This is a genomic window from Ruegeria sp. AI3 (genome assembly GCF_056541245.1).
Genome location: NZ_JBQFYA010000001.1, coordinates 194,284 through 219,618, shown reverse-complemented (window position 1 = coordinate 219,618; position 25,335 = coordinate 194,284). Strand labels below are relative to the sequence as shown.

The 25,335-nt window shown below is 54.5% G+C and carries 18 protein-coding genes and 1 tRNA gene; 14 read left to right on the top strand and 5 right to left on the bottom strand.

The annotated features are described in order from the left end of the window. Window positions 1-292: 292 nt before the first annotated feature. The 4 genes from ACRZ95_RS01060 to ACRZ95_RS01045 all read right to left on the bottom strand — a co-directional run bounded on the left by ACRZ95_RS01060 (window position 293) and on the right by ACRZ95_RS01045 (window position 10,483). Complete coding sequence (locus ACRZ95_RS01060; protein WP_170676074.1) at window positions 293-2,587, bottom strand: kinetochore Spc7 family protein; 2,295 nt, start codon at window positions 2,585-2,587, stop codon at window positions 293-295. Beyond that, entirely contained in the window at window positions 2,580-3,656 is a 1,077-nt protein-coding gene (locus tag ACRZ95_RS01055) for a hypothetical protein (RefSeq protein WP_170676073.1), read from the bottom strand. Before ACRZ95_RS01055 ends, ACRZ95_RS01060 begins: the two co-directional genes overlap by 8 nt. Before the next feature lie 392 nt (window positions 3,657-4,048). Beyond that, window positions 4,049-9,661: a RecQ family ATP-dependent DNA helicase gene (locus ACRZ95_RS01050; protein ID WP_170676072.1), complete on the bottom strand. Its 5,613-nt coding sequence runs from the start codon at window positions 9,659-9,661 to the stop codon at window positions 4,049-4,051. 432 nt (window positions 9,662-10,093) lie between these two features. Further along, window positions 10,094-10,483, bottom strand: coding sequence for a hypothetical protein (locus ACRZ95_RS01045; RefSeq protein ID WP_170676071.1), 390 nt, complete (start codon window positions 10,481-10,483; stop codon window positions 10,094-10,096). 380 nt (window positions 10,484-10,863) lie between these two features. Between ACRZ95_RS01045 and ACRZ95_RS01040 the strand changes: the two genes are divergently transcribed. The 6 genes from ACRZ95_RS01040 (at window position 10,864) to ACRZ95_RS01015 (ending at window position 18,713) form a co-directional block, all read left to right on the top strand. Further along, window positions 10,864-12,144: a helix-turn-helix domain-containing protein gene (locus ACRZ95_RS01040; RefSeq protein WP_170676070.1), complete on the top strand. Its 1,281-nt coding sequence runs from the start codon at window positions 10,864-10,866 to the stop codon at window positions 12,142-12,144. A gap of 224 nt (window positions 12,145-12,368) precedes the next feature. Continuing rightward, window positions 12,369-14,138 carry a hypothetical protein gene (locus ACRZ95_RS01035; protein ID WP_170676069.1) on the top strand — a complete coding sequence of 590 codons (1,770 nt, stop codon included), beginning with the start codon at window positions 12,369-12,371 and terminating at the stop codon, window positions 14,136-14,138. Then, entirely contained in the window at window positions 14,135-15,859 is a 1,725-nt protein-coding gene (locus tag ACRZ95_RS01030; RefSeq protein ID WP_170676068.1) for a hypothetical protein, read from the top strand. The genes ACRZ95_RS01035 and ACRZ95_RS01030 overlap by 4 nt, the downstream gene beginning before the upstream one ends. 276 nt (window positions 15,860-16,135) lie before the next feature. After that, the gene (locus ACRZ95_RS01025; protein ID WP_170393092.1) at window positions 16,136-16,522 is read left to right on the top strand and encodes a hypothetical protein; all 387 of its coding nucleotides are present in this window, start codon (window positions 16,136-16,138) and stop codon (window positions 16,520-16,522) included. 10 nt (window positions 16,523-16,532) lie between these two features. Continuing rightward, window positions 16,533-16,946 (top strand): hypothetical protein, encoded by a 414-nt coding sequence (locus ACRZ95_RS01020; protein WP_170676067.1) that lies wholly within the window; start codon window positions 16,533-16,535, stop codon window positions 16,944-16,946. 687 nt (window positions 16,947-17,633) lie between these two features. Then, window positions 17,634-18,713 (top strand): tyrosine-type recombinase/integrase, encoded by a 1,080-nt coding sequence (locus ACRZ95_RS01015; protein ID WP_170676066.1) that lies wholly within the window; start codon window positions 17,634-17,636, stop codon window positions 18,711-18,713. A gap of 256 nt (window positions 18,714-18,969) precedes the next feature. Here the strand turns inward: ACRZ95_RS01015 and ACRZ95_RS01010 are convergent. Beyond that, window positions 18,970-19,059: transfer RNA gene (locus ACRZ95_RS01010), tRNA-Ser, on the bottom strand. A 123-nt stretch (window positions 19,060-19,182) separates the two neighbouring features. Here ACRZ95_RS01010 and ACRZ95_RS01005 point away from each other — a divergent pair. From ACRZ95_RS01005 to proB, 8 genes are all read left to right on the top strand, one after another. Next, a complete protein-coding gene (locus ACRZ95_RS01005; protein ID WP_170676065.1) occupies window positions 19,183-20,025 on the top strand; it encodes a DUF2059 domain-containing protein in 843 nt (280 codons plus the stop codon). After that, the gene (locus tag ACRZ95_RS01000) at window positions 20,025-20,825 is read left to right on the top strand and encodes a DUF2059 domain-containing protein (protein WP_170676064.1); all 801 of its coding nucleotides are present in this window, start codon (window positions 20,025-20,027) and stop codon (window positions 20,823-20,825) included. Before ACRZ95_RS01005 ends, ACRZ95_RS01000 begins: the two co-directional genes overlap by 1 nt. 209 nt (window positions 20,826-21,034) lie before the next feature. Further along, on the top strand, window positions 21,035-21,646 hold the full coding sequence (locus ACRZ95_RS00995) for a 50S ribosomal protein L21 (RefSeq protein ID WP_170373741.1): 612 nt from the start codon (window positions 21,035-21,037) through the stop codon (window positions 21,644-21,646). A gap of 11 nt (window positions 21,647-21,657) precedes the next feature. Next, complete coding sequence (gene rpmA, locus ACRZ95_RS00990; protein ID WP_039535512.1) at window positions 21,658-21,927, top strand: 50S ribosomal protein L27; 270 nt, start codon at window positions 21,658-21,660, stop codon at window positions 21,925-21,927. A 96-nt stretch (window positions 21,928-22,023) separates the two neighbouring features. Continuing rightward, window positions 22,024-22,632 carry a LysE family translocator gene (locus ACRZ95_RS00985; RefSeq protein ID WP_170676063.1) on the top strand — a complete coding sequence of 203 codons (609 nt, stop codon included), beginning with the start codon at window positions 22,024-22,026 and terminating at the stop codon, window positions 22,630-22,632. Continuing rightward, a complete protein-coding gene (locus tag ACRZ95_RS00980) occupies window positions 22,629-23,165 on the top strand; it encodes a GNAT family N-acetyltransferase (RefSeq protein ID WP_170458229.1) in 537 nt (178 codons plus the stop codon). Before ACRZ95_RS00985 ends, ACRZ95_RS00980 begins: the two co-directional genes overlap by 4 nt. A gap of 38 nt (window positions 23,166-23,203) precedes the next feature. Next, a complete protein-coding gene (gene obgE, locus ACRZ95_RS00975; RefSeq protein WP_170676062.1) occupies window positions 23,204-24,238 on the top strand; it encodes a GTPase ObgE in 1,035 nt (344 codons plus the stop codon). Then, window positions 24,226-25,332 (top strand): glutamate 5-kinase, encoded by a 1,107-nt coding sequence (gene proB, locus ACRZ95_RS00970; protein ID WP_170676061.1) that lies wholly within the window; start codon window positions 24,226-24,228, stop codon window positions 25,330-25,332. The genes obgE and proB overlap by 13 nt, the downstream gene beginning before the upstream one ends. Window positions 25,333-25,335 lie beyond the last annotated feature (3 nt).

Below are 25,335 nucleotides of genomic sequence, written 5' to 3'. Positions count from 1 at the left end.
GAAGTCAGTCTATCTCGCCTCAGGATGATTGCCGGATCGAAAAGCGGCGCTAAAGGCTATTGCCACTACGTCTGCTCTGAAAAGAACATAGCGCTTGACCTGCCCCCCCGCTGGTCCCTCGCTTATAGGGAGAGTTCGCCGGGGCTGTCACGTTGAGTGATCTGCTGAAAGACATAGTCGTACAAATTGTTGAAAGCTCTGTTTGGCGTAGGGAAACCAACCAAAACCATTCGAATAGGAGGTGCGGTCTCGCGGCAACCGCCAGGGCCGTCACAGTGGAGTCGAACAACTTCTAAGATTCCTCGATTTTAATCTCAAAAATAGGTGTACTCGACCAGGTCAAGTGTTCAGAGAACCGCAGGTGTAGCTGGCCGACAATACCGTCTTCGGTTGCGTAATTCACTTCTACACAATGGCTCTCATCGTCTGACTCAGAGTATTGAATGTTGGAGAGCGTGTTTCCGGAAAACAGCCAAGCGAACCTATTTTCAAAATCCGAACCATACAAATCTATCCCATTCACCGTCGCGATATAGGATCCATATTTTGCTTTTTCGGCTTGGTGTTCGATCCTAAAATTTCCTTGCTTATCAGCACGTTCATAACGAAGATCTCTTATAATCCGCCCTTCGGATGCTCTTGAAACCAAAAGAACAGGGCAACTGCCCGTTTGATGTGCCAGTGGCTCCAAACCCCGCCAAAACTCCTCCTGACCGATACCATACTCAATAGTTCTAAGTGTACGGTCGCGCTGATCGAATGCTCTCCAGATCCGAATGCCGGTTTCTCTTTGAATACTTGAAGCGAAAAATTCTTCGAAGTTTGAGACCCGGTCGTCCATTGGCGGATCGGTCAGATAAGCCTTCTTAATTTCGCCAAATTCCCGGTCAATTGGCGACGCTTCGCTGAGGTTTGAAACGCGATAGATTTGTATGTCTTGAAAAAAGGGAAGGTTTGAAGGCCCCTTTAGGAGTGCATCTTCAACGGCTGAACGGATGCGTTCAAGCTGAGTTGCGTCAACGTCGCGATCTTTTAGACGCTTCTGTCGCACTGAATTTATAGCGGTTTCTACCGTTTTGAGAGTTTCTATGATGCTCTCAATTGAAAGGTCAGGTACGGATTCTGAAGTAAGCAACCGTAAACCCCTAAAAATTTGATCTGGTTTTTCCTCAAGTACAGATTTCAGACGGCTGATCTCTTGCAGACATTTTCGTAAGGATTGGTCACCCTCAGGCAAGAATTCTTCTTCTTCCGCCAATGTCTCAACACCCCTTGAAAGCGAAGCATCGCCGCCTTCCTGATGGGCAGCCAAAATAATCGCTGCAATAGACAAACCCAATCCGTCCCTGTTGTGCAAAGTGCTTGGGCTGTAGACCCTTCCTGGAACAACGCGCCGTTCGGTCATGTTATCCAAAGAGTTCACCAGCTGGTCGAGGTCACTGGCGTATGATCCTTCCGAATAGCGCTCACCAGCCATTTCAAGACGAAGAACATCCAAGAAGGTGGAGGAAAAGTTGAACACTCTCGAGCGCGATCTGCTTCCCATCTCGTCGCCTCTTTCTCGACGCAATACCGCCCGTGCGTTTCGACCCCCGATGTCCGAAACCTGTTTTCCCTCGATTGACCAATGGAGCAAAAGAGCAGAGACAAGAAGGAGGACGTCATCATGCGCGCCGCTAATGATGCCAGAGAATACTTGGTTGGGTGAAGGCGATTGATCGAATCTGAAACAAAGCGGTTCGACTTGTGCTAACGCTTCATGCCAGTTCTTTTTCAAGAGATCTGGATATACCAAACGCCGATGACGAAACTGGTGGAGATCGTCGAAATCTATTCTCAAGTTCTCTGGCCAGCGCACCAAGGCTTCATGAAAATGGTCAGCTCCTGCTTCGTCTTCATTCCATACGGCAACGGCGAGGCAATATGCTGTGTTAGTAAGGTGCTGCCAAAGGAATACCCAGCTTTCACGATAGGTCGACCAACACTCATCATCAGTACGAGACGAGTTTTTGGACCAACCGTAAATTGAAGCTGCTTTCTGAAGAAGGCTCTCCCAAGAACCGATCAGTTCTGGAAGGATACCCAAATAAGCCTTGGCATCCGAGCCAGACAGGGCCAGCCGCGGTTCAGCAGATTGGCCTTCGGAGGCCTCAATCAAGGTTCTCTTGGTTAACCATGCCTCAATCATGTGCATCATCATGGGTTCCAGATCGACAATCTTTTTGACGACATCAGGCGACAAGACTTGTCCGCTGGAGGGCTTCATTAGGCGAAGCGGGGTATATGCGAGTGATTTTATGAAGTGACCATCTTCAGGGATCCGTTCAGCAGCTCGTTCAAACAATCGCCGGTATTGTCCTGTCCATTCTCGGTGGGGGGGCATCCAAGAGTCACCTTGGATTTCCGCGAAGCTGAACGGCTTTCCATCAGTGGAGGGAGTTGAACTCAACTCCAGTAAGAAGCGATGGTAGCGCGTCATTTCAGCAATGGCGTCATCAAATGCCACAGGCGCCATCCTGGCTATCTGCTCCAGTGTTTTGTCCGCGAGCTCCTCAAGAATCTGCTCTGGTGTTGGAAGATCACTCATCTTCACTCTTCCTCCGAAATCTAAAGGCTCTTTGGATCAAGAACTTCTCGAAGCGATTCAATGGAATTCCGCCGCGCCTGCAACACCACTCCACACGGCCCTGTAGCGGGACTTCTAAACGCGGAGTAAACCAGATAACCGGCCCCTGATCGAAGAAGTCGGTTTGATGATTGGAGTTTTTGCTTGAGGCCTTCTGGCACCGCTTTTCCCAATTTCGCAGAGCCCAATGAAGCAACGCTACTCGTAGGTCAGACAAAACTACTTGAGACGAAAAATCTGTCTCAATCTCAACGAGATTAGGTGCTCCGATGTCGAAGCCGAACATTACGCTTGGTTGTCCGCTCTTGTTACTTGCATCTCCAAACACTCCGTTGGATGCGGATGCATACAAGTGCTCTCTAATGCGGTTGAGAAAGACCTTGGGCAAAACAACATGGGCCGTATACCGTTCCCTCATGCGCTCACGGGACGAGTGCTGGACAAACTCCAGAGTGGTCGCAATGAAATGCGCCAAGCCCGTCAGATTGACCAAAAGCCAAACTAAATGGATGCCCGCAATGCTTAACTCAAACACCTGCAACTCTATACCGACGTTGAAGTAGTCGAGTACGAGTTGACCCGGCCAGACGAGTTGAGCACACATTACCGCCAACAATGCAACCGAACTGGCAATCACTCCGAATGCGCAGGACTCGAAGTAATATAGTCTGACATCGGTTGAAGACCTTTCACGCTGGGCAAGGATTGTCACAAGTGCCAAAGCCAACGAGATAACACCAAGGACGCCGACCTGAGCGGTGATAAAATGGCTGGAAAGGCCAGAAAGCTGCTGAGACAGCTCGCGGGACCAGATAGCCTTCGAAATCCCAGGTAGCCAATGTGGAAAATACAGCGAAATTGCGACTTCGGAAATGACAAACCCCAAATAGACTGCGATGTAATACTTGATGTATCGCCCGAATGTTCCGATGGAAAAAAAGCCAAGCAGGAATTTGAGTGACGCCGAGTAACGCGAACGGCGAGCCGTAGGGTTGCTTCGGATTTGATTTCGAACCTCTTTTCGCGCCAATCTGTTTAGGCTTCCTGTCCACCCTCCATCTTTCCAATTGATCATTTGGGGAAAATCTCGCCGTGTATTCAGTTAAGTAATGTATTATTAGTAGTTACGCGTCGACTTTAAGGTAGGTTGCTCCAAATGCCTTCACCGCCCGGCGTTCCTGCATTGCGCCGGCGAGGTTGAACGCCACGCCGCTTTCGCCCTGGGTAGGAGAGATCGCCTACGGTTTCGAAAGTTGCTGCAGGTGCTTGATAGGCTACGAGCGCTTCCGTGGGCAAGGAAGAAATACCGTCAGCCAGTCAAGCCGATGCCAGTTTACCGCAAGACGGGTCATGTGACGTTGAATCGCCAACGGAAATTATTGGTTGGGCGCCGACCGAAACTCCCAAAACTGACCCAGCCCATTAGTCTTCAATCAGCGAAAAATCGTCGTCATCGCCCGACTTTCTTTTGCGGTTCCTTAGTTTCTTTGTTCGTCTCGGGCCTTTGGGTGCGTAGTTGTCGTTCAACGCTTTCTCGACCAACCATGTCGCAGGGTGATCAGGGAAACCTTCGCCGTAGTGGCGGATCAGATCGATATATTTGAACCCAAGCGCAGATATCTTACCGATCTCCTTGCCTGTAGAGGCGTTTTTGACCACAAGGCCGCCGCCCTTGGCCGCCAGTGCGATGTCTTTCTGTTTCAACGCTGCCGAAAGCTCATTCCAGGAACGCGTATCAGCAATAGCTGTGGTGAGGAGTGTTTTGAGGTCGAGTTTCGATGGACGATCAATCTCCTGTGGATCTTGAACCGAGATATCCATTGCATTTGCAGACGGGTCGGCCGCTTGTCGATATGGATTGTCCCTTACACGGACGGTCTGAACATCCTCTCGGGCTGTTGGTTTCGGCTGAGTATGCGAGGCTTCGGCATTCTCATGTCGGAAGATCAACTCTGGCAATAAGGTCTCCCAACTATCGCGCTTATGGTAGTGGGCGTAGTCTTCGCCACTATCAATCTTACGCCAGTTGATTATGGCCCCGATCTGGCCAGACGCAAAAACATGCCCGCGGGGTGGCTTCCACGATTTGGCCATACGTCCGACAACACGTTTTAGGGCGTCCAACAAAACCCAATGAGGTTGTTGAAACTCAAGGGAAAGGGTGTCCCCTACATTCGCTGTGCGCACGGCGTTGTGGACTTCATGTGCATCCCTTTGGCGACCGGCGAATGACAAATCTACAATATCGAGCGCGGGCATCTGGTATTTTGTTGCAGGCAAAGAGGTTTCGTCGAGATCGGGCGTCACATGCCTGATAAGAACTGAATCTGAACCCGTTTTCAGAAAGGGGTGCGTTCCGGATGTCAGCACTGTTAGGCTTTGCTGTGCGCGGGTCATTGCCACATAGAATAGGCGACGAGGGGCTTCGTTATCCTCCTCTTTCGAGACTCGGGTCCAACCGCCGTTTAGAATGGCGACATGGTCAAATTCAAGGCCCTTGGCCCTGTGCGCCGTCAGCAACAGCAGTCCACGTTGTTCACCGCGTGTATCCCGGGACCAGTCCGCGATCCATTCAATGATGTCAGGTACTGGCATAGTTTTGGTGCCCAACTCCCGGGCAAGTTCCGCCACACCTTCTGCCAGCAAATCCACCCATTTGTTGCGAGACTGAACGTTCAGGACCGTGAGGATATCCTGAATGCCCAGAAGTGCGCCTTGTTTCTCGCGTAACCCGGACACCAGACGTTGGGTCTCCCTAAGTCGCCAAACATTCGGAAGGTCTTCGTTGGCCATATCCACGCGCAGACCTTGTGCTTCGGCATAGGTCCGAACTGCATCCAGTGATTTCCAATCTCGGGAAATCACAGCAACGCGGGACCAGTTCCAATTGGGGTCCAGGCGAGAAAGGCGTATCAGCTCGTTGATTGCTGCTGCAGATTGCTGCATCGCGCCAGCTGGGACGTCCAGCAACTGCACTCGGCCATGGGCAACGGAATCTTTCCCCTCCAGACGTCCGCCGCTGGGTTGAGAGAGCCGCGCCTGATTGATTGTGATTTGGTGATCCATTTTCATGCGTTCAGGCGCCTTGGATATGACCTGATTGGCGGCTTCGATAATATGTGCTGTCGACCGGTAGTTTTCGATCAGAAAAGATGGTCTGGCCTTATAGTCCTCTTCAAATCTGCGGATGAAATCCACGGAAGCCCCGTTGAAAGCATAGATATTCTGGTCGTCATCGCCCACGGCAAACAGGCTTAGTTTAAGCTCGGCATCTTCCAGAGAACGACCGGCCACGGCCGAAATGAGCGCGTATTCCTCCGGGCCAATGTCCTGGTATTCATCCACCAAAATCCAGCGAAACCCCTGAATCAGGCTCTCGCGTTGCGCCTCTGCTTCGGCTTTTGTGAGGCCTTCGGGGTTGAGTTGGCGCACCGCCTCCATAATGACATTGTCGAAGTCTTCTGTCGCGGCCTGAACCCCCGCAAAACTGGCGCCAACCAGCTTCATCGCAAGCGAATGGCAAGTCGAGATCGTAACCCCCGCCGCATCATCGCCCACCAGCGCTCGTAGGCGAACACGGATTTCGGCAGCGGCATGGCGATTATAGGCCAGTACCAGGATACCGCGCGGGTCTTCGCGCTTCATCCGTAATAGATAAGCGATCCGGTGCACTAAAACACGGGTCTTCCCAGATCCGGGACCCGCCAAAACCAACACATTGGTCTGGTCCCGATCGTCCGCAACAATGTCCTGTTGGACCTTGTTGCCCAGATCTTCGACAATGGCGGTCCAGGACTTGCTGGTTGTCTGCCGCTTGACCTCTCGTGCCATGCCCGGCATCCAACGTTTCATGAACTGCTCTTTGTTGAGCAGGAAGTAATCCTCCGATAGGCGTTCGGCGTCTGTGATCTTCTCGAGGCCGGTTTCCGCGTAAGTTGCCATGACATGGGTCTGAAGCGTCTGTTCGGCGTAATGCTCTTCCAGAGGGAGGAAGTCCGATTGCGTGAACTGACCACCTTCAGGATTGAGGAATACGGTCATGGCGGGGCGGAATACGGTCAACCCTTTCCCCAGTGTCAAAACGCCCTGTTCATGCATCCAAAGCAGGGAGCGTTCTAACAGCTTGGTCATGTCGCGCAGACCGCTGGATTTTAAGACAGCATCCTGTGTGAGCTGCGCCAGAAGGTCACCCACAGTGGTTTCAACTTGCAGATCTTTGCCGCGTGCGCCTTTGTCGAGTCGACCCGTCAGAAACTTCAAAAGAATCCCGGCCGCTTGCCACCGAACCTCAGCGGTTTGGGCAATGACGTCCCACGACCTTACCCGAGTCACGTTCAGGGTATTTCGGCTGATTTTGCGCAACCTGATATTACCGGTGCCACCATCCTGTCCCTTGCCGTCCCGCGCTATGCCCCGGATCAGTTTGTCGATGACATCGGGGCGGGCATCGGCGTGGTCCTGATCGCGCAGATGCTGGCAGGTTTCCTGCAGGTTCAGCGGTATTGGAGTCTCTTTGTCCGCATCCGGTGCCAGCTCTCGCATCGACGCGATCAAATCCCGTTCAAGATTTGCAGCCTCTGTGAGGCGCCCGGAGGAAGACTGCGCCACACCGACATGGATGAAGAGCGTCATCGCAACGTCGTTGCGTGCGATGCCAAAGCTTTCGAGATTGGCCATCGCCTTGGTAAGTGCGCCGGGTGTCAAACCGCTCACGCCGCAGAGCTGATCGGTCGAGACCCCTTCATCCGCCGGGGCCAAAATCAGATGCTGCACGATGGCCAGCAATTGTTTGCGATGCGCTTGAGTGATCTCCGCAACCGCAAGCCGTTGTTTCGCTTCGTCCATTGTGCGGACTGTTAGCGAAGACGGGAAAATACGAACACGGTTCTCTTCTCGCGAAACAAGTGTTGCTTCTTCAAGCCAAGATACGGCCGTCTTGACGCGAGTGTCATCAGTCGCACTGTCCCGTTCGAACTCTTGATCCTTTTCGAACCGGACGATTTCACCCGCAGTGGCGACGATCTTGCCAGTTTTGCGTGTGCGCTCGTCGATCCGCCGTAGGGCTTTCAGAATGGCTCCGATTTCATGCCGTGCCAAACGCGAACCCGCGGACAGCCTGAACTGGCGTTCTACATCATCCCCCGCGTACAGAAGCACGCAATCGGCGATTTCCCGGTCGCGTCCGGCGCGCCCAGCCTCCTGCAGGTAGTTTTCCAAGGACCCTGGGATGTCTGCATGCACCACCAGCCGTATGTCGGGTTTGTCGATGCCCATGCCAAAAGCGTTCGTGGCTGCGATCACCCGCAGATCTCCGACCCGGAACCGTTCCTGGACGTCGTGTTTGTCGTCGGACCCAAGTCCAGCGTGGAAATGTGCCGCGTCCATACCTTGTGATTTTAGAAACTCGGCGACGCGCTCGGTCTCTTTACGCGTCGCGCAATAGATCACGGCGCCGGATCGGCCCCCAGCGGGCAACAGCTCTTCGATCACGTTCAAGACATCGGTTAGTTTACTGTTCTTAGTCGTAGGCCTGACATCAAATGTCAGGTTTTTCCGCGATGCTCCACCATCAAGGGACAGCAGCTCGACCCCGGCGCGAGACTGGAAATGCTCGACGACATCGGCGACGACCTCTGGTTTGGCGGTGGCCGTGAGACATAGGATTGGGGCAGGGGCTTGATCGCCCGAGAACTCTTTGATGAACCTTCCCAGGTATCTGTAATCCGGCCTGAAATCATGACCCCATTTCGACACGCAGTGAGCTTCGTCAATTGCCCATAGGCCAACTTCGCGCTGAGCCAGTACCGACCGGATTGATGTGCTGCGCAATTGCTCGGGCGAGATGATCAATATGCCCGCATCGCCCATGCGGACCTTGTCCAGGGCGTCTTGTCGCTCGGGCATGGACATCTGTCCATTCACAGTCACGGAACAGGAAATGCCTACGCGTTCCATGCCCTGAACCTGATCTGCCATCAGCGCGACCAACGGGGAAATGACTACGGTCAAAGCCCCGATTTTGTCGAACCGCGACAAAGCGGGCACCTGATAACAGACGGACTTTCCAGTGCCTGTTGGCAGTATGCCGAGCAGGCTTGTTCCGGACATAGCCTCATCGACAATGCGTTCCTGCAGCGGGCGACCATCTGGGTCCACAGGCTGTGGGCGGAAACTGTCGAACCCGAACCACCTGTTCAGCGCACGGACCGGGTCATTCTGTTCAGCACACCACTGGCAGGAAGGATCTTTGCAGGACGTATCCCTGAGATGCCGGACAATCAGAGATGCCTCGCGAAATTGCGCCCGAACCCAGGGCGGCATGACCGAGTCCCCACCCGCTACGGTGATCCAGGATAGCGCATAGGCCATAGGCCATCCGTTTCGGGGATTGCTAAGCCTTGCCAGAGTCTGTTCGACCCGTTTACTACAAGCTCGACCGTCCAGCATCCGACGGATGGCGGGAACGGCTTCATCCTGCGGCGGGCAATTGGCTCTTCTTAGGTACTTGAAAACCGCGTCGAACCCTTCGGATTGTTCCGTTCGAGTGGCCAGGAAGTGATAGGCTACAAGCGCATCTGGTTCGCTTTCGGCAAGGTTTTGAAAGGCATCGAGCTGATTAGCGAACACCTCAAATACAAGCCGGGCGTCAAGTTCTGGATCATTGATATGCCCCGCAGCCAGCCGCCCGTCCTGATAGTGTTTGACCAGATGGTGGTACGGGTTGCGAGGGAAGGCCAGCGGGTTCAGCCACAATGTATCAATTGGTGCCCGCATGATCTGGGTCAGATGTGGTCTGGCGGTAATTAGGTGTTCCATATCGTGGTGCAGGAAATTGTGCCCAATCGAATGTGGGACGCCTGCGATGGCCTCTTCCAGGCGATCGAGATCTTTCTCCAGCGCGCTGGATTTCGACTTCAAAGCCGGTTGCTCATCGTTTCGAACGGCGGCAAAGGCAAATACCTTCGAGGTTTTGGGATCCACCTCCAGATCGATGGACAGACATTTGGAAAGAAACTCGTTATGTCGACCGTTCATTTGTGATGCGCAACTGTTCCAAGACTGTAGTCAGAGAATACCTTTTTGAGACCATGTACAACCCGGGCGGGAAGTGATGACTAAACCTATTGGTTGCAAAGCCACAAATGGTGGCGATCAATCAAAGTCCGGATACGGCCTTGACGGGGTGGTTCCAACAAACCAGATATTTTTTTGCTTTTAGTCTTTATCCGTTTTCGGGAACCGCGCAGCGGTGATGCTGGTTATTTTGAATGGCCGGTTTGGGATGGCCACGCAGGTCTTGGTGATTGGGCCTCAGGCCAATTGCATCCCGCGTCGAGCTTAACAGGTGGGTGAAAATTTTGGGGCCGGTCACATCCAAATAAACAAAGCAACTTGCCGATCGTGTCCTCGGCAAGTTGCACTTTCTATAGTGCCAAGCTTGAAAGGGCGGAAGTGGAGAACCGCGGGTTAAGCGAATGCTCCATCAAGTCCGCCCAATGGCTTCGAATTGAAGGATGTTAACATCCAGCCTCCTGCCTCCTCAGGCATATAAAGTTTCTCGGGTGCCAAACGTTGTTGCAGAACGTCATAAGCGGTTTGCATGAACTCCGGCGGCAATTTGAAGTTTTCGACCGAGAAGTTTTCAACTCCATCGAAGCTCACTTTTTCAATCACGGGCATCAGACCAGGGCGGCCGAAGTCATCGCACCAATCGCCGCGGAAAAAAAGCACTCCCAAAACGGAACACTCAGTCATTGATAGTGTGAACCGAATGGTCCGGCCATCTTGATCCAGGAGCAATGCTCCGTTGGCAATGGTATTAACCATAGATTTCGACAGATACTCTTTTAAAGTCATAGGTTTCTCTTTGATTGCGGTTTGCCTCGTAAACAGGAAGTGGGATCAGAACTGGAAGCGAGAAGTAATTCTTTGGATATTTTTTGCTCGACGATTGTCAGTCCCGAAAAAAACAAATCCAAATGGGCCGCAGGCCATTTGTTGATTTCCTGATTTCAGGCACTTCCATGACTTCGCGGTCATAAAATATGTTTATAATCAGTATTTTATAGAAAATTTCGTCGCATCGATCCGGGATGATGAAGCGATCCTTCGGTTGACCAAAATCACGATCCGGGTCTCGTGCACCGTCGATCCGGTGTTTTCACACACCTATCAAACCGTCGTTGGAGCGAGCGTGTCGGTACGAATTTTTCGACATACGAAACACGGAGAACGACATGCCCGAAGACAATGGCCGCTTCATCATTTCTCGTCCGATGGCTGAATACATCAAACTATCGCCGCTGGGACCCAGTGCAAAAAAGCTGCTGATTGCGCTGATATATCTGCAGCATCTTGAAGAGGATGAATGGCCGAAGGTCGTGCTCGACAAGGAGCCGATCAGGTATGAATACTCAGACAAGTACCTTTGTCGGCACTACCACACGCTGAATACATTTCGGACATTGGGTTTTGCGCCAAAGTCCAAAAGTGCTCGTTTCCTCGACAATGCGATCCACGATCTGCGAATGAAGACGGATCTCTTCGACGTGTTGGAAGTTCAGGCGGGCAAACCAACAGTCCTTGTCTGGCAGTTTTCGATTTATGCTGCCGTATTGATGTCCATGCGAAGACCCTATGCACTCATGCACACCAGAGACATCGCCCGCATGAAAACCGATTTAGAGCCCGGTTTCATCACCTTGTTGACACTGCACGAAAATATGGATTGGCCGGAGTTCTCGCTCTTTAAAGCGGTTCTCCATAATCGTGGCTGGGAAGGTTTTCGCGACGCTCCCATACCTGACATGCGAGGATTCAAGCCTAAACTGATGCGGCTCCTGAGAAAGTGGAGCGCTCTCAAGTCTCATGAATACGCTGCCGTGATCTGTCAAAACGGTGAACGTCCGGGCGTCACCGATGTCCGCATTCGTGTTCGCCACGCAAGAACAAAGTGGTCCGAAAACAGTTTTTACAAAGTCTGCATCCGCGACGAGTTGGTAAAGATCCCTAAAGGCACCAACTGTATGTCGGCGGCCTTTAACGTGGGGCAGCAAAACAAGTTTCGGCATTTTTTTCCCAGATCGTCGTTGTGGACCCATCTGCTCTTTATGAAGCGACTATCCACACTCAGAACCCATTCCGCAGCGCTGACCGGCTTGCCAAGCTTGTCACAAACCCAGATATCGAACCGCTGGCAATTGCATCCGGACACCGTGCGCCGAGTACTGCGCGAATTGAGTATTCGTCCCGCGCCCGGGCCATGGAAGCGCCCGCGCTATGCCATCACGGATGTCTGGCGGGTCGAAGGCGTGCCCCATGCCAAGATGCTGGATCAAGATCAACATCCGGCGCTGCTTGAGCCACTGCTGACCGGCAAAGACCTTGCTGCGGAACTCGGCTGCGTTCCGGCAACCATCCGCAATTACGCCCGCGATAACATCATTCCAAGCCTCCGGATTGGTGGCTCTATCCGGTTCCGGAAACACCAGATTGAGGGGCTTTTTGATGTTGTGTGAGGCCAAAAACACGGCAATTCGCACCTATGCCCGATCTGGAAAAAGTGAGGAATACGCCCACAAAACCTAACCTCAATACGTTTTGGAGCCCTTTTCCTCATTTCGTTTCCAGAGTGCCGAAATTCGAAAAAAGAACCTCAAAACGCATCTCTGAAGATCACCCGAACTTCCAAGAACGACCGCGTCACTAACGCCAAAAAACAACACCAATGATGGAGGCAAGAATGCAGATGACCCTCGAGCAAGCTGTCGAAAAACTCGACGCCGGAGACTACCCATATTCGCAAGCAAACGCGAAGAAGATCCGGGGATCCGCAAACAAATGTAGGAAACTGCCAGCGTATAATTGTCCGCTGGCGATGATCCCGATCGATGTCGATGCCTTCGTCAAGCGATGGTCAAGTCACATCGCCAACAAGGATGCGCCCGAAGGCTTCAACACTTTCAAGCAGTTCGAAGCGTGGCACGGCAATGTAAAGAGCCTGATGGCGCACGCGTCAGGATTGCGCGCCGAGGAAAAGCGTCTGCGCGGGCTGGAGGACGACTGGTCACAGCTCCAGAAAGCCGCGACCGCTCTGATCCAACCGCGTCGGAAAGGCAATAACATCCATACACCAGAACTTATTGCCCTGACCGTTCTGACAAGCTTGGCGAGAAGCAAGGGCATCCAGCCGGCACAGATGAATATTGATATGTTGCACCTCTGGATGAAAGACTGTCACGATCAGGGCCGCAAGAACGCAATTCGTAAAGCTGCGCGTCTGCTGGATCGCCTGCATGAGTTCCCGGAGACTGTCGAATCCTCGCTTTTGCCATCTGTTATCGGTGAGATCCCCAAGGCCACACGCCACCGCGTGACACCAGATTTACCGGCCGAAGTCATCTCGGCTATTAGACAATACCAGGCGACGATGCGCCTCGGTCGACCCTATGATGGGCTCCTGGCAGGCCGCCGTCGCGCCCCGCTTTCTCCGCAGACTGTCAAATCTGCCGGGGATGATCTGAACTGGTACTTCACCTGCCTCTTTGAACTCGGTCGATTGGATTTGGACGGCGGCCAAACCATCGCGGAATTGACCACGGTAGACAATCTGTTTGCCGTCTTCGATGCGGAAGTGGGCGGCGAATACTACTGGAAACCGCTCGGGGCCAGAACGCTCAAGAAAAACATGGGGGCGGCATTTCGCTTCGCCCGTGAGTTCCACCCTGAATTCTCAAAAGTTCAAAAGGAGTTTTTCGAGACCGAGTACTTCCAAAACTGGGACACAATGACGGAGGCAAACCAGGCATTCTGTCGGCGCCTTGTCGCGTCACCTCGGCGCGTCGAAAAGTTTCTGGCGCTCGCAGGTGAATTTCATATCCAGGCTGTGCCGCTCATCCAAAACTATAAAGATCTTTCGATGGGTGATCAGGCGCGAGCTGTGAGACTTTCACTTGCCGCTGCCATGGCCGCTGTTTTGACCTTTATGCCGCTTCGGGTTGATACACTGGTCAATCTGTCAGTCACTGGCGAGAAGGCCAATGTTTCCTTCCCGATTGGTTCGCGAACTGTCAGCTTCGCCATTCCAAAGGAAATGATGAAAAACAAGAAACCTTTGACAGCGTTTATCAAGAAACGCGGCAAGGTCGATCCTCGTCGAATCCTGGAATGGTGGCTTACCGAAGCGCGCCCGCACTTCATGAAGCGGCTTCACAACCCGGACCCACAGCTGCTGTTTGGGGGAGCCCGTTACAGCAACGCAGCCGATGCCTGGCGCTACGCGACCGCTTCGGTCGATTTATACATGAAGCTGCATCAGGTGCGCCACGCCATCGCCTCGATCCTGATCAATCAGCCCGGCGCCGATCTGAGCGTCATTGCCGCACTTCTCAACAACTCTCCGGCCACGGTTTCGAAGACTTACGCATTCTTTGACCAAACTGCCGCGATTGAACGCGGCCAAGATGGGTTGGATGCCGTCAACAACGCACTCGCAAAAGGGAAAAACAGATGAAGTACCTGATCACGGAACAGGAATTGCCGCGACCTATGCGTCGGTATCTCGCCGACGTTGATACTGGACGGGCCTATTATGCAAAAAGTCTTCACCCGAGCAGGCATTCTCTTTCCTCAGCCTTTCGCGGACTCATTGAGACCGCGCGACATCATGGTTATGCGGAAAGGCTATCGCGGGAGACCGGAGTGGCTTTTTTTAATCGCCTGAGGGCGGACGGATGGCAAGAAAACAGCCTGAGTAGTCAGGCAGGGCTGCTTCGGAAATACGCTTTTGAAACCGGCGAGGGCATGGAGTGGGCGATCGAGAGCAGCGCATTTGACCGCCGCCCTCTCGAACTCGTCTTTCGTGCACCGCATTGGTCGCGATTTCTCGCAATCCAAACGGATTTGCAGGAGGTCTGCGAGCCTTCGCTGATCCGTCTTGCCGATCGCTGGATGCGCTGGCGTCAGTCGGTGCCTCGACTTGATGATGCCACAATGCAAAGCTTCAAAGCAGACGCGCGTAACCTCGGGCTTCTGGCTGAATTGATGTCGGAAATTGATCCGGAGAACCCGGACACAAACTTCCTACAGCAATGTCAACGCATACGTCGAACGGTTACCCGCCCAAAATCGCCTCCGCATAAGAAGCCCTCGTTTCACGACCTTCCGGAACCTTTCCATACGGAAATGGTTCGGATCGCCGCGCAGTCCGATAAGCCCAACGGTCTGTCCAGTGCCCGGATCGAATTGTTTTCCTGCGCTCTGCGACGCTTGGTACGGGTCACCAATAACAGGCAAATGCCAGTGGAGCTTTCGATGGAGACGGCGAAAGCCTTCGCCGAAGACGTATTCGACAGCGACATCAAAACGCGAAGCAAAGCAAATTACTGCGACGCACTCGCAGGCTTTGCAAAACACGCCAACTATCCCAGCGAAATTCGCGAGGCGTTTATGGAAACGCACAATGCATTGAAACTTGAGTCCTCGTCTGATCTGCGTCGGAAGGAGGTGGCTTTGGCACAGAACCCACTGAATCTCGTTGACCTCGCAGAAATTGCCCATGCGCAACTTCAACAGGCTCCTCACCAGGATCATATCCGTACCCGTCGGCGTGACTACGCGCTTGCTGGCGCTATGGCTTTGTTGACGAAACTGCCATTGCGCTCTCTCGACCTGCGGACCGGGCGGATCGGTAGGGAATTCCTTAGAGATAGTGAAGGTTGGCGCGTGGAGATCGAGACATCCAAGACTGGAACTTTCATCAACGGTCGACTTGCAGAATGTCTGATCCCCTATCTGGATGCGACGCTACTAATGGGAGTCGGCGAAATGCATCTTTGGGCCGTCTATGAGGCGCGGGTCGGAACGGCACTGTTCGGCAATCCTGCTCGCGGTTGGAAACCTTTCGGTGACAATTGGTTATGGGAGAACATGCGGCGACTGACCGGCCACGGGCCACATATCGCGCGTAGTCTCACATATGATGCCGTGGTGGAGGACCCCGATCTGGATCTACGCGTCGCGCAAGCGCTCTGTGGTCACGCCCACGAGACAAGCCGACACTTTTATGAGCTGAATGCAGATCGCTACCGACGATTGGAAGCGCAAATCATCCTCGCGGAAATTGCTGAATCGAGACCGAACAAAAAAGCCTTCGGCGCCTTTGTTGAAAACGCGCGTCTGCAGCTTGATCGAGAATGCAAGACCCAGACGATACGAAACGTGATCGCGAAATAATTCACCGCGCCCCAGATTGATAACAAGTGCGGCACAGGCGGCATGATCTACTCAATGGCCCTCGGCGACTCCTCACTTCGATCGGTCGCGTGCCTAATAGGGTGTGAAGTATCCCGGCCCTGACTTCCTCTCATCTTGCTACGTCTTTGTGAGCAGCAAGATGAGAGAAAGCTCAGAGCTCAGATCAACAGAAACTACGTGCAGGGTGAAAGGAGAACGCCCCCGCCTGCGCGCTTGTCGTCCGATGGGGGCGGCGTAAACACAGGGTAATTCCCCATGAATAAAAACCAAATCCTGACCCAGGTCGGCGTCTTCCTCGAATCTGCTGATCTCGATCTTCAACATGCAGTGTTGCTGCTGGGTGGATCCGCAGCACTGATGCGACTACAGCGACTGCGCGCGTCGGTCGCAACTGACAATGCCTACACAATCTGGCATCGCCGCGGTTTGGAGTGGCTGCACGAACTGCTCACTCTGGAGCACGTCGGTGATTTGGACCGCGACGAGAGCGGGCATTTCGCCGAGATTTCACCGGAAGATCCGGCGGTGCTGGTCATCTGCGGGCTGACTGACCAGCTGGAAGCTTTGATCGCCAGAATTGATGAACCAACGCACACGTCTTTAGTGGCTGATTTAGTGGCTGAGAGTGAAGCGGCGGCGTGAGGAGATCGTGATGAGCTACACATACATTCGCCGGGAACAAACGCTCGAGGAACTAAGTGCTTGCGTGATCTCGCAAGCGGCCGCTTTTGCAGACGACTGCGCGCGGCATGGGCCAATTCCACGCGGGCTGATGCGGCGCAGCTTTTCGCATATGCTGGAGCGGCTGGAACGCGGCGACGTTCTCGATGAGCGGGACGATGCGTGTATCGCAATGATCGGCAAAGATCTCGTCTCCGCTGCAAATGCGCGGTGCGCGGGGTACGGAAACAAGGTGCTCGAGATGGACACTGAAGAAGATGTTCTGATCGACAGCGAACTGGAGCACCTGCGTCGCCGGATTCTGGCATGGAGTCAGTTTCAGTTTCTCCGAAATCGCCTGAGGGCGCGGGTGAAGGCGCAATTGCTGATTGGTGCATCGTCCTGACAAGATGCGGAGCGGCGATGTGCAACTGCGCCGCTCGCAAATCCCAACAGGCAACCGACCTCCATTGCTCCACACAGGCTGCTGAATCAGAAATTTACCGACGATCCCGGGCATCGCGAATCCATCTTCGTGAGATGGAATTGACCCAGTCGTTTCAGTTTCGGTCTCAAAATAGGGATTCAAACCAATCTCCAAGCTTTGAGTAGCCGCGCCTAACTGCTCCTTACACCCAAACGAAGTTGTGAGGAGAAAATGAAAACTCGTGCACCAGAGAACACCAGACAATTCGGGACAGGGATGCCTGAATCGTAATTGGGCGTTCGCGAGGTGATCGAAGCGGCTCCGCCAGGTTGGTCATCTTGGCCACAAGCTCTGCCGCTTCAACCTCTCAGTTTCCACCAACGGCACAGGATAGGGCCCCGAAAGACAATAATGGGACATGAAAACAATGGCTAAACGAGCAGTCCGAAACCCTGCTTCATTCGAAAACCTTGAGCTGATTGATGGGCTGGCCAACCGACCTCCTCCCATCAAGGCAGCAGTCGTCGCGCGCCTCAGCGGATTCTCCCAAAGGAAGATCACTGACCTCGCAAGCAAGCAGGAAATCCCTGGCGCCACAAAACGTGAAGGTCTCTGGCTTTTTGACCAACACGCAATTCACATCTGGCTCAATGAGGGAAACAAAAAATGTCGAGCAACATCTACAAGCAATCGGGAAGCAAAAACTGGCATCTCCGTGTCACGATCGACGGAGTCCGCCACAGAGAGTCGCTTCGAACAACTTCGAAGCGCGTCGCGGAAAAGAAGGCGAAAGACCGCATAAAGGAATTGCGGGCGAAAGCCGATAAGGGCGAAGATGATTGGTTGTTTCAGATCGGTTACGTCAAGTTCTACGACGGAATGGGGCAGGGAGACACCGCTTGGTCGGACGAGACCGTCAAGCGTTACAAGACAAGCCTGCGCCAAATACTCAACATCCTCGATGAGCTTTGTGAAGATGAGGACCGTGATATTCGCGATCTCTTTGCAACGGACATTACAACGGCCGTGGTATCCGAGTTCGTCGAGCGAAGGAAAGACAAAGGTGTCACTGTGTCTACGATCAACCGCGATCTGACCGCGTTCCGGCACCTGATGGCTGAGATGAAAAACCAAGGTTGGGTTAGTGAGAACCCAGTCGTGTCCTATGAACGACAGGGAATGAAAGAGAATTTGCCAGACATTGAAATTCCAACCGATGACGCAATCAGGAAATTGGGGGCCAGAGCACCGGGAACACTGGCGTTCTTTCCGGAGTTCCTAAACGAAACCGGGGGGCGGGTCACCGAAACTGCGATGCTCAAGTGGTCCGACATAAAGGGACTGGAGCAGCCGACTGAAGGCAACGTTAAGGTCACCTATCGGAAAACCAAGGGGGGCAAGATCCGGGTCGTATTATTGCGACAAGCGGCGATCGACATCCTCCTTCGCATTCCGCGCTCCAATTCGTCCCCATATTTATTTTGGAACCGGAGCGATCACGGTTACTACAAGGATGCCTCGAACCTGTTCTGGGAATACGGGCAAGAAACTGGATTTGGCTCACGCCTGCATGATATCCGGCACAAGTTCGCGATCGAACGTCTGCAGGAGGGCTGGAGCATCTACCGGGTCAGCCGCTACATCGGCCATGTGTCGGTGAGGACGACCGAGCGCTATTACTTCCGGTATCTGACCCAGGAAGAGCAAGATGCCGCGAGTTCCGATGGGGACAACGGCTTCCGGTAAGTCTTCGCTGGCTCATGACCTGAAGACGGGCCTCGCAGATCTGCGGGGCCCGTTTCCCATTGTCGATCTGCGGTAAGCAAAGGCTGTCTGAACGACGCATTTGCCGATAAAATTGGATTGGACCGATGACATAGTCGGCGCAATCGGAGCTCGAAATGTGACATAGTATGTCAAGTTTCGGGATTGTGAGGTCTGGCATGGGCACCTGATAAGTCGCCGCATCGGCGATAACTATTCTTATTTATCAAGGATATAGTGGCGGAGAGACAGGGATTCGAACCCTGGGTGGGCTTGCACCCACAACGGTTTTCGAGACCGCCCCGTTCGACCACTCCGGCACCTCTCCGCGGGGGTCTGTGAGGGGGGGATTTAGTGAGGAACGCTCAGGGGTGCAAGCAGAAAATTCCCAGAAATCACATTCCTTGGATTTTCCATTGCCTGCCGCAACAAAACACCTAGGCTGATAGTCATGAAAAATCGAGTTGAGTGTTCTGTTGTCCCATTGCTCGCGCTGCTTGTCGCGCTTGTTTTGGTCCCTGTTTCTTCGGCTGCGGCCAATCGCGACCGGATCGAAGCCTTCCTCAATACCACCGGGTTTGATGTGGCGCTGGAGAGTATCGCGCTAGCGTCTGGCTCCGCCCCTGAAATGCTGGGCATTGATCCCGATGGCTTCGGATCCGACTGGACCCGTCTGACCGAAGAGGTGTTCGATACCGAGCTCATGCATGAAACCGCTGTTTCGATTCTCGAAGAGACGCTGAGCGATGAGGCGCTGGCCCATGCGGTCGAGTTTTATGCCTCGGATCTGGGGCAAAGGCTGGTCGAGGTCGAAAACGCCGCGCATCTGAATGAGGATGAAGAGGCCAAGCAGCAGGAGGGGCAGGAAATCGTGGCTGTTCTCGTGCAGGATGGTTCGCCCCGTGTGGAGCAGCTCAAGCGGATGAACAATGCGATTGATGCCAGCGGGACTTCGTTGCGTGCTTTGCAGGAGATCCAATTGCGGTTTCTTTTGGCGGCCAGCGCGTCTGGCGTGATTGATCTGCAATTGGAAGCGGATGAGCTGCGGTTGATGCTGCGGCAAAACGAGGCCGGGATGCGTCAAGCGCTGCAGCTTTCTGCGCTGGCAGGGGCAGCTTATACCTATCAGGATTTCTCGGACGAAGAGGTCGAGGCCTATGCCGAGGCGCTTGAACAGCCTCTGATGCAAGAGGTTTATGAGCTTCTGAATGCGATCCAGTATGAGATCATGGCCATGCGGTTTGAGGTTCTGGCTGTCCGCATGGCAGACCTTCATCCGGCTCAGGATATCTGATGCGTCTGGCACTTGCCTTAGTAGTGACGATTCTCTGCGCACTGCCAGCTGTCGCGAATGAACGGGCCAATCGGCTGGCGCATGCCATGAAGCTGGATCAGGTTGTAGGCATTCTGATCGACGAGGGCATGGTCCATCAGCAGGAACTCGAAGAGAGCCTGTTGGACGGTGACGGAGGCCCTCTGTTTCACGATCAGGTTCAAGAGATCTATAACCACTCCTGGATGAAATCCCGTCTGACCGAAGCTTTCGCCGAAGGCATGACGAAAGAGCAGATGGACCAGGCAATCGTTTTCTTCGAAAGCGATCTGGGGCAGACGATCGTGACGCTGGAGAACTCGGCCCGCAAAGCCTTTGCCGATGAGGCAATCGAAGAGATGGCGAATGAGGCCTATGAGGGCACCGAACCTGACTCGCCCCGGTTCGAACTGGTCGAGGAATACATCCGCGCGAACGACCTGATTGACCAGAACGTCCAAGGCTCGCTGAGTGCGGATTACAATTTTTTCCTGGGGCTCTACGGGGACAGTCTGGCCGAATACGAAGAGGTTCTGGATGGGTTGCTGGCGCAGAAAGACACTGTGATGGAAGAGACGACCACGTGGTTGTACTCCTTTCTGCTTCTGGCCTATCAACCGCTGGATGAGGTCGAGATGCGCGAGAATATTGCGTTTTCTCGAACCGAGACCGGGCAGGCCTTGAACGCGGCCCTTTTCAAAGGGTTTGACGAGATGTTTGATGGGATTTCCTACCGTCTGGGGGCGGCGGTGGCGCAGGTTTGGCAATCCTCTGATCTCTGACCGGTCTTGGGTGTTGACTTTGCCTTTCATTATGTGGATAAGCGCGCATCCCGGCCGGTTCTCCGCGCCGGGTGTCGTTATTATATGACCCTATGATACCTCACGGGGTCTTCCACACAGCCCAAACAGGGCGCGCTGTTCGAGGTGGCTTTCAAGCCAAAAACGCCCGTTAGGGGACCACAGAACGCGGGTTAGAAAAGGAAAGACGCATGTTTGCGGTCCTCAAGACTGGCGGCAAGCAGTACAAGGTTCAGGCGGGCGACGTGCTCCGCGTTGAAAAACTGGCTGCCGACGCAGGTGAAAAAGTTCAATTCAACGATGTTCTGATGCTGGGCGGCGACGCTCCGGTTGTTGGTGCACCTTTCGTTGAAGGCGCAGGCGTACAGGCCGAAGTGATCGAACAGATCAAAGGTGACAAGGTCATCAAATTCGTCAAGCGCCGTCGTAAGCACAGCTCGAAGCGTACCGTTGGCCACCGTCAGAAGCTGACTCTGGTCAAGATCACCGACATCCTGTCGTCGGGCGCTGACAAGTCGGGCATCAAAGCTGCAACCGGGTCTGCTCCGGCCGGCGAAGCGGCACCTGCTGCAAAGCCTGCCAAGAAAGCAGAAGCCAAAGCAGAGGCACCCGCCGCTGCTGCCGCTGACGATCTGACCAAGCTGAACGGTGTTGGCCCTGCCGCTGCCAAGAAGCTGGTCGAAGCCGGTATCGAAAGCTTTGCCGCTCTGGCCGCCTTGTCGGACGAGCAGATTGCTGCTATCGACACCATCAAAGTGAAGCCCGAATGGGTTGAGCAAGCCAAAGAGCTGGCTCAAGGCTAAGGAGAGAGAGAATGGCACATAAAAAAGCTGGCGGTTCCTCCCGTAACGGTCGCGACTCAGCTGGTCGCCGCCTTGGCGTGAAACTGTATGGTGGCCAAGCGGCCATCGCAGGCAACATCATCGTACGTCAGCGCGGCACCAAGTTCTGGCCGGGCGAGGGCGTAGGCATGGGCAAAGACCACACAATCTTTGCAACCACCGATGGCGCCGTGAAGTTCCACAAGGGACTCAAAAACCGCACCTTCATTTCGGTCCTGCCAGTGGCGGAGGCCGCAGAGTAAGCCGAAACCCAGAAGGTTTAATAAAAAATTCATGGGGGACCGGCAGAAAATGCCGGTCCCTTTTTCGTTTTAACGCAGTCGTGATCTAGAACAACAATGCCCGTCGCAACCACTAGCTTTCTCATCTTTGCCGCCTCACAGGTTGGCACGCCGGGACCGGCCAACATGGTCCTGATGGGAACAGGTGCGCGCTATGGTTTTCGCGCCGCATTGCCCTTTGTGGCCGGGGTCGTTTTGGGCAAGCAGTTGATCATCTGGCCTATGGGCTTTGGTCTGATGCAGGTTGCCGATCAGGCTCCGCTGGCGTTTGAGGTGCTGAAATACGCCTCTGCTGCCTATATTTGCTGGCTGGCATGGAAGATCGCCAATCTAAGGCTGTCTCGGGCAACGGCGGACGGGAAAGCACCGGGCTTTGTGTCCGGGCTCATCGTGCATCCGCTTAACCCCAAGGCCTGGGCGATGATCATTGCAGGGTTCACGGGGTTTGTTGCGGCGGGGACGTCCAGTTTTGAGGCGACGCTCACGATCGCTCTTTGTTTGTTGTTCTGCCAGATCGTTTTGCACCCGATCTGGACATTTGCAGGGGACCGGATCGCCCATGTGGTTGAAGGTCGGCCTGCGGAAAAATATCTGATGTGGACGCTCGCCAGTCTGACTGTTGCGTCCGTACTTTTTGTGTTGTTCGGAGGAGGAACGCACTCATGAAACTTGAAGCAATCATAAATCAGCCGGTCATCGAAACCGAGCGGTTCGATCTGCGCCCTCTGCGTCGGTCGGACATGGGGCTTATCGAACATTACGCAGGTGATGAGCGAGTGGCGCGCATGACCACGTCAATCCCACACCCGTTGCCGCCGGGCTCGATCGAGGCCTTCGTGACGCGCTCGATGGCGGAAGACCGGGATGAGGACGTCTGGGCGATGGACGCCACCAAGGACGGCGGGCCCGAGCTGATCGGCCTGATCTCTCTGCAGCGGCTTGATCGCAACCAGTCCGAGGTTGGCTATTGGGTTGCTCCTGTCTATTGGAATACGGGCATTGCCTCGATGGCCGTTGAGGCCCTGGTCGGTGCCAACCCGCTTGAGAACGCCAATATGTTCGCCAGCGTGTTTCAGGACAATCCGGCCTCAGCGCGGGTACTGACCCACTGCGGGTTCCAGTATCTGGGCGATGCGGAAAGCTATTCGGTGGCGCGCGACGCGAATGTGCCCACCTGGACCTATACAAAGAAACTCTGACTTGTGGCCGGTGGGGCCTTTGCAGTAGGGGACAGACCATGAAATTTCTCGATCTAGCAAAGGTCTACATCCGGTCCGGGGCCGGAGGTGGCGGCTGCGTCAGCTTCCGACGCGAAAAGTACATTGAATACGGCGGCCCTGATGGCGGGGATGGCGGCAAAGGCGGGTCCGTCTGGGCCGAGGTCGTGGACGGGCTGAACACCCTGATCGACTTCCGCTATCAGCAGCATTTCTTTGCCAAGAACGGACAACCGGGCCGGGGTCAGCAACGCACCGGTAAGGATGGTGACGACATCATCCTGCGCGTTCCCGTCGGGACCGAGATCCTCGATGAGGACGAAGAGACCGTGATTTGCGACCTGACCGAGGTTGGGCAGCGGGTTCTGCTGGCCAAAGGCGGCAATGGCGGTTTTGGCAATCTCCACTTCAAATCCGCAACCAACCAGGCGCCGCGTCGGGCCAATCCGGGGCAGGCGGGTATTGATCGCACCATTTGGTTGCGGCTGAAACTGATCGCGGATGTTGGCCTGTTAGGCATGCCCAATGCCGGCAAATCGACCTTTCTGGCCGCAACTTCGAACGCGCGGCCTAAAATCGCCGACTATCCGTTTACCACTCTGCACCCCAATCTGGGCGTGGTCGGTGTAGACAATGTGGAATTTGTGGTGGCCGACATTCCGGGCCTGATCGAAGGCGCTCATGAAGGGCGCGGGATCGGCGACCGGTTCCTCGGTCACGTTGAACGCTGCGCCGTGTTGCTGCATCTGGTCGATGGCACCTCGGAAACCGTGGCGGATGACTACCGCACCATCATCCATGAGCTTGAGGCTTATGGCGGTGAACTGGCCGAGAAACCTCGCATCACGGTGCTGAACAAGGTCGACGCGCTGGATGATGAAGAACGAGATTTGGCCAAGGTCGAGCTGGAAGAGGCCGTTGGCGGCCCCGTCATGACGATGTCAGGTGTCGCGCATCTGGGCGTGACCGAAGTGCTGCGCGCGCTCCGTGCACAGATCGACGAAAACCGCCTGCGTCAGAAACCTGCCGAGGAGGCCGCGCCGTGGCAACCCTGACCGCAGCCCGTCGGCTGGTGGTCAAGATCGGGTCCGCCTTGCTGGTGGATCGGAACACGGGACAGCTGCGCTCAGATTGGTTGAAATCACTGGCTCAGGACGTGGCCTGGCTCAAAGGGCAGGGCACGGATGTGATTCTGGTGTCTTCTGGCTCAATCGCTTTGGGGCGCGGTGTTTTGGGCTTACCTGCGGCGGCTTTGGCTCTGGAGCAGTCACAGGCTGCGGCGGCTGTAGGACAAATCCGTCTCGCGCGTGCCTATGAAGAGGCGCTGACCCCGCACCAGATCACCACGGCCCAAGTGTTGGTGACGCTCGAGGATAGCGAGGATCGTCGCCGCTATCTGAATTCACGCGCGACACTTGAGACGCTTTTGGGCCTTGGCGTTGTTCCCATCGTCAACGAAAACGATACAGTCGCCACGGATGAAATCCGCTACGGCGACAATGATCGGCTGGCAGCACAGATCGCGGTAACCGTTGGTGCGGACCAACTGATCCTTCTGTCGGATGTGGACGGGTTTTATACCGGCAATCCAAACGAGGACGCCTCGGCCGCGCGCTATGACACGATCGACCAAATCACGCCCGAGATTGAGGCGATGGCCGGTGATGCTGGATCCGGCCTCTCCAAAGGCGGTATGAAGACCAAGCTGATGGCAGCCAAGATGGCGACGGCTGCAGGTTGCGATATGGCGATCACCGAAGGATCGACGCTCAACCCATTACAATCGCTTGAGAATGGCGCGAACAGCACGTGGTTCACGGCAACGCTTGATCCGCATGCGGCGCGCAAGCGCTGGATCTCAGCGATGAAGCCGCGCGGAGAGATCACGATCGACGACGGCGCCGCAAAGGCGCTTTCGAATGGCAAAAGTCTCTTGCCTGCGGGTATCGTCGAAGTGACCGGTGATTTCGGCCGGGGCGATCCGGTTGCCATTCTTGACCTGCAAGAGCGTCGGCTGGCACAGGGCATCAGCCGCTATACCGCGCAAGAGGCGGACGCAATCAAAGGGCGAAAATCCTCAGAGATTGAGGCAACGCTGGGCTATCCTGGTCGCGCAGCGCTGATTCACAGGGACGATTTGGCGCTATAAAGG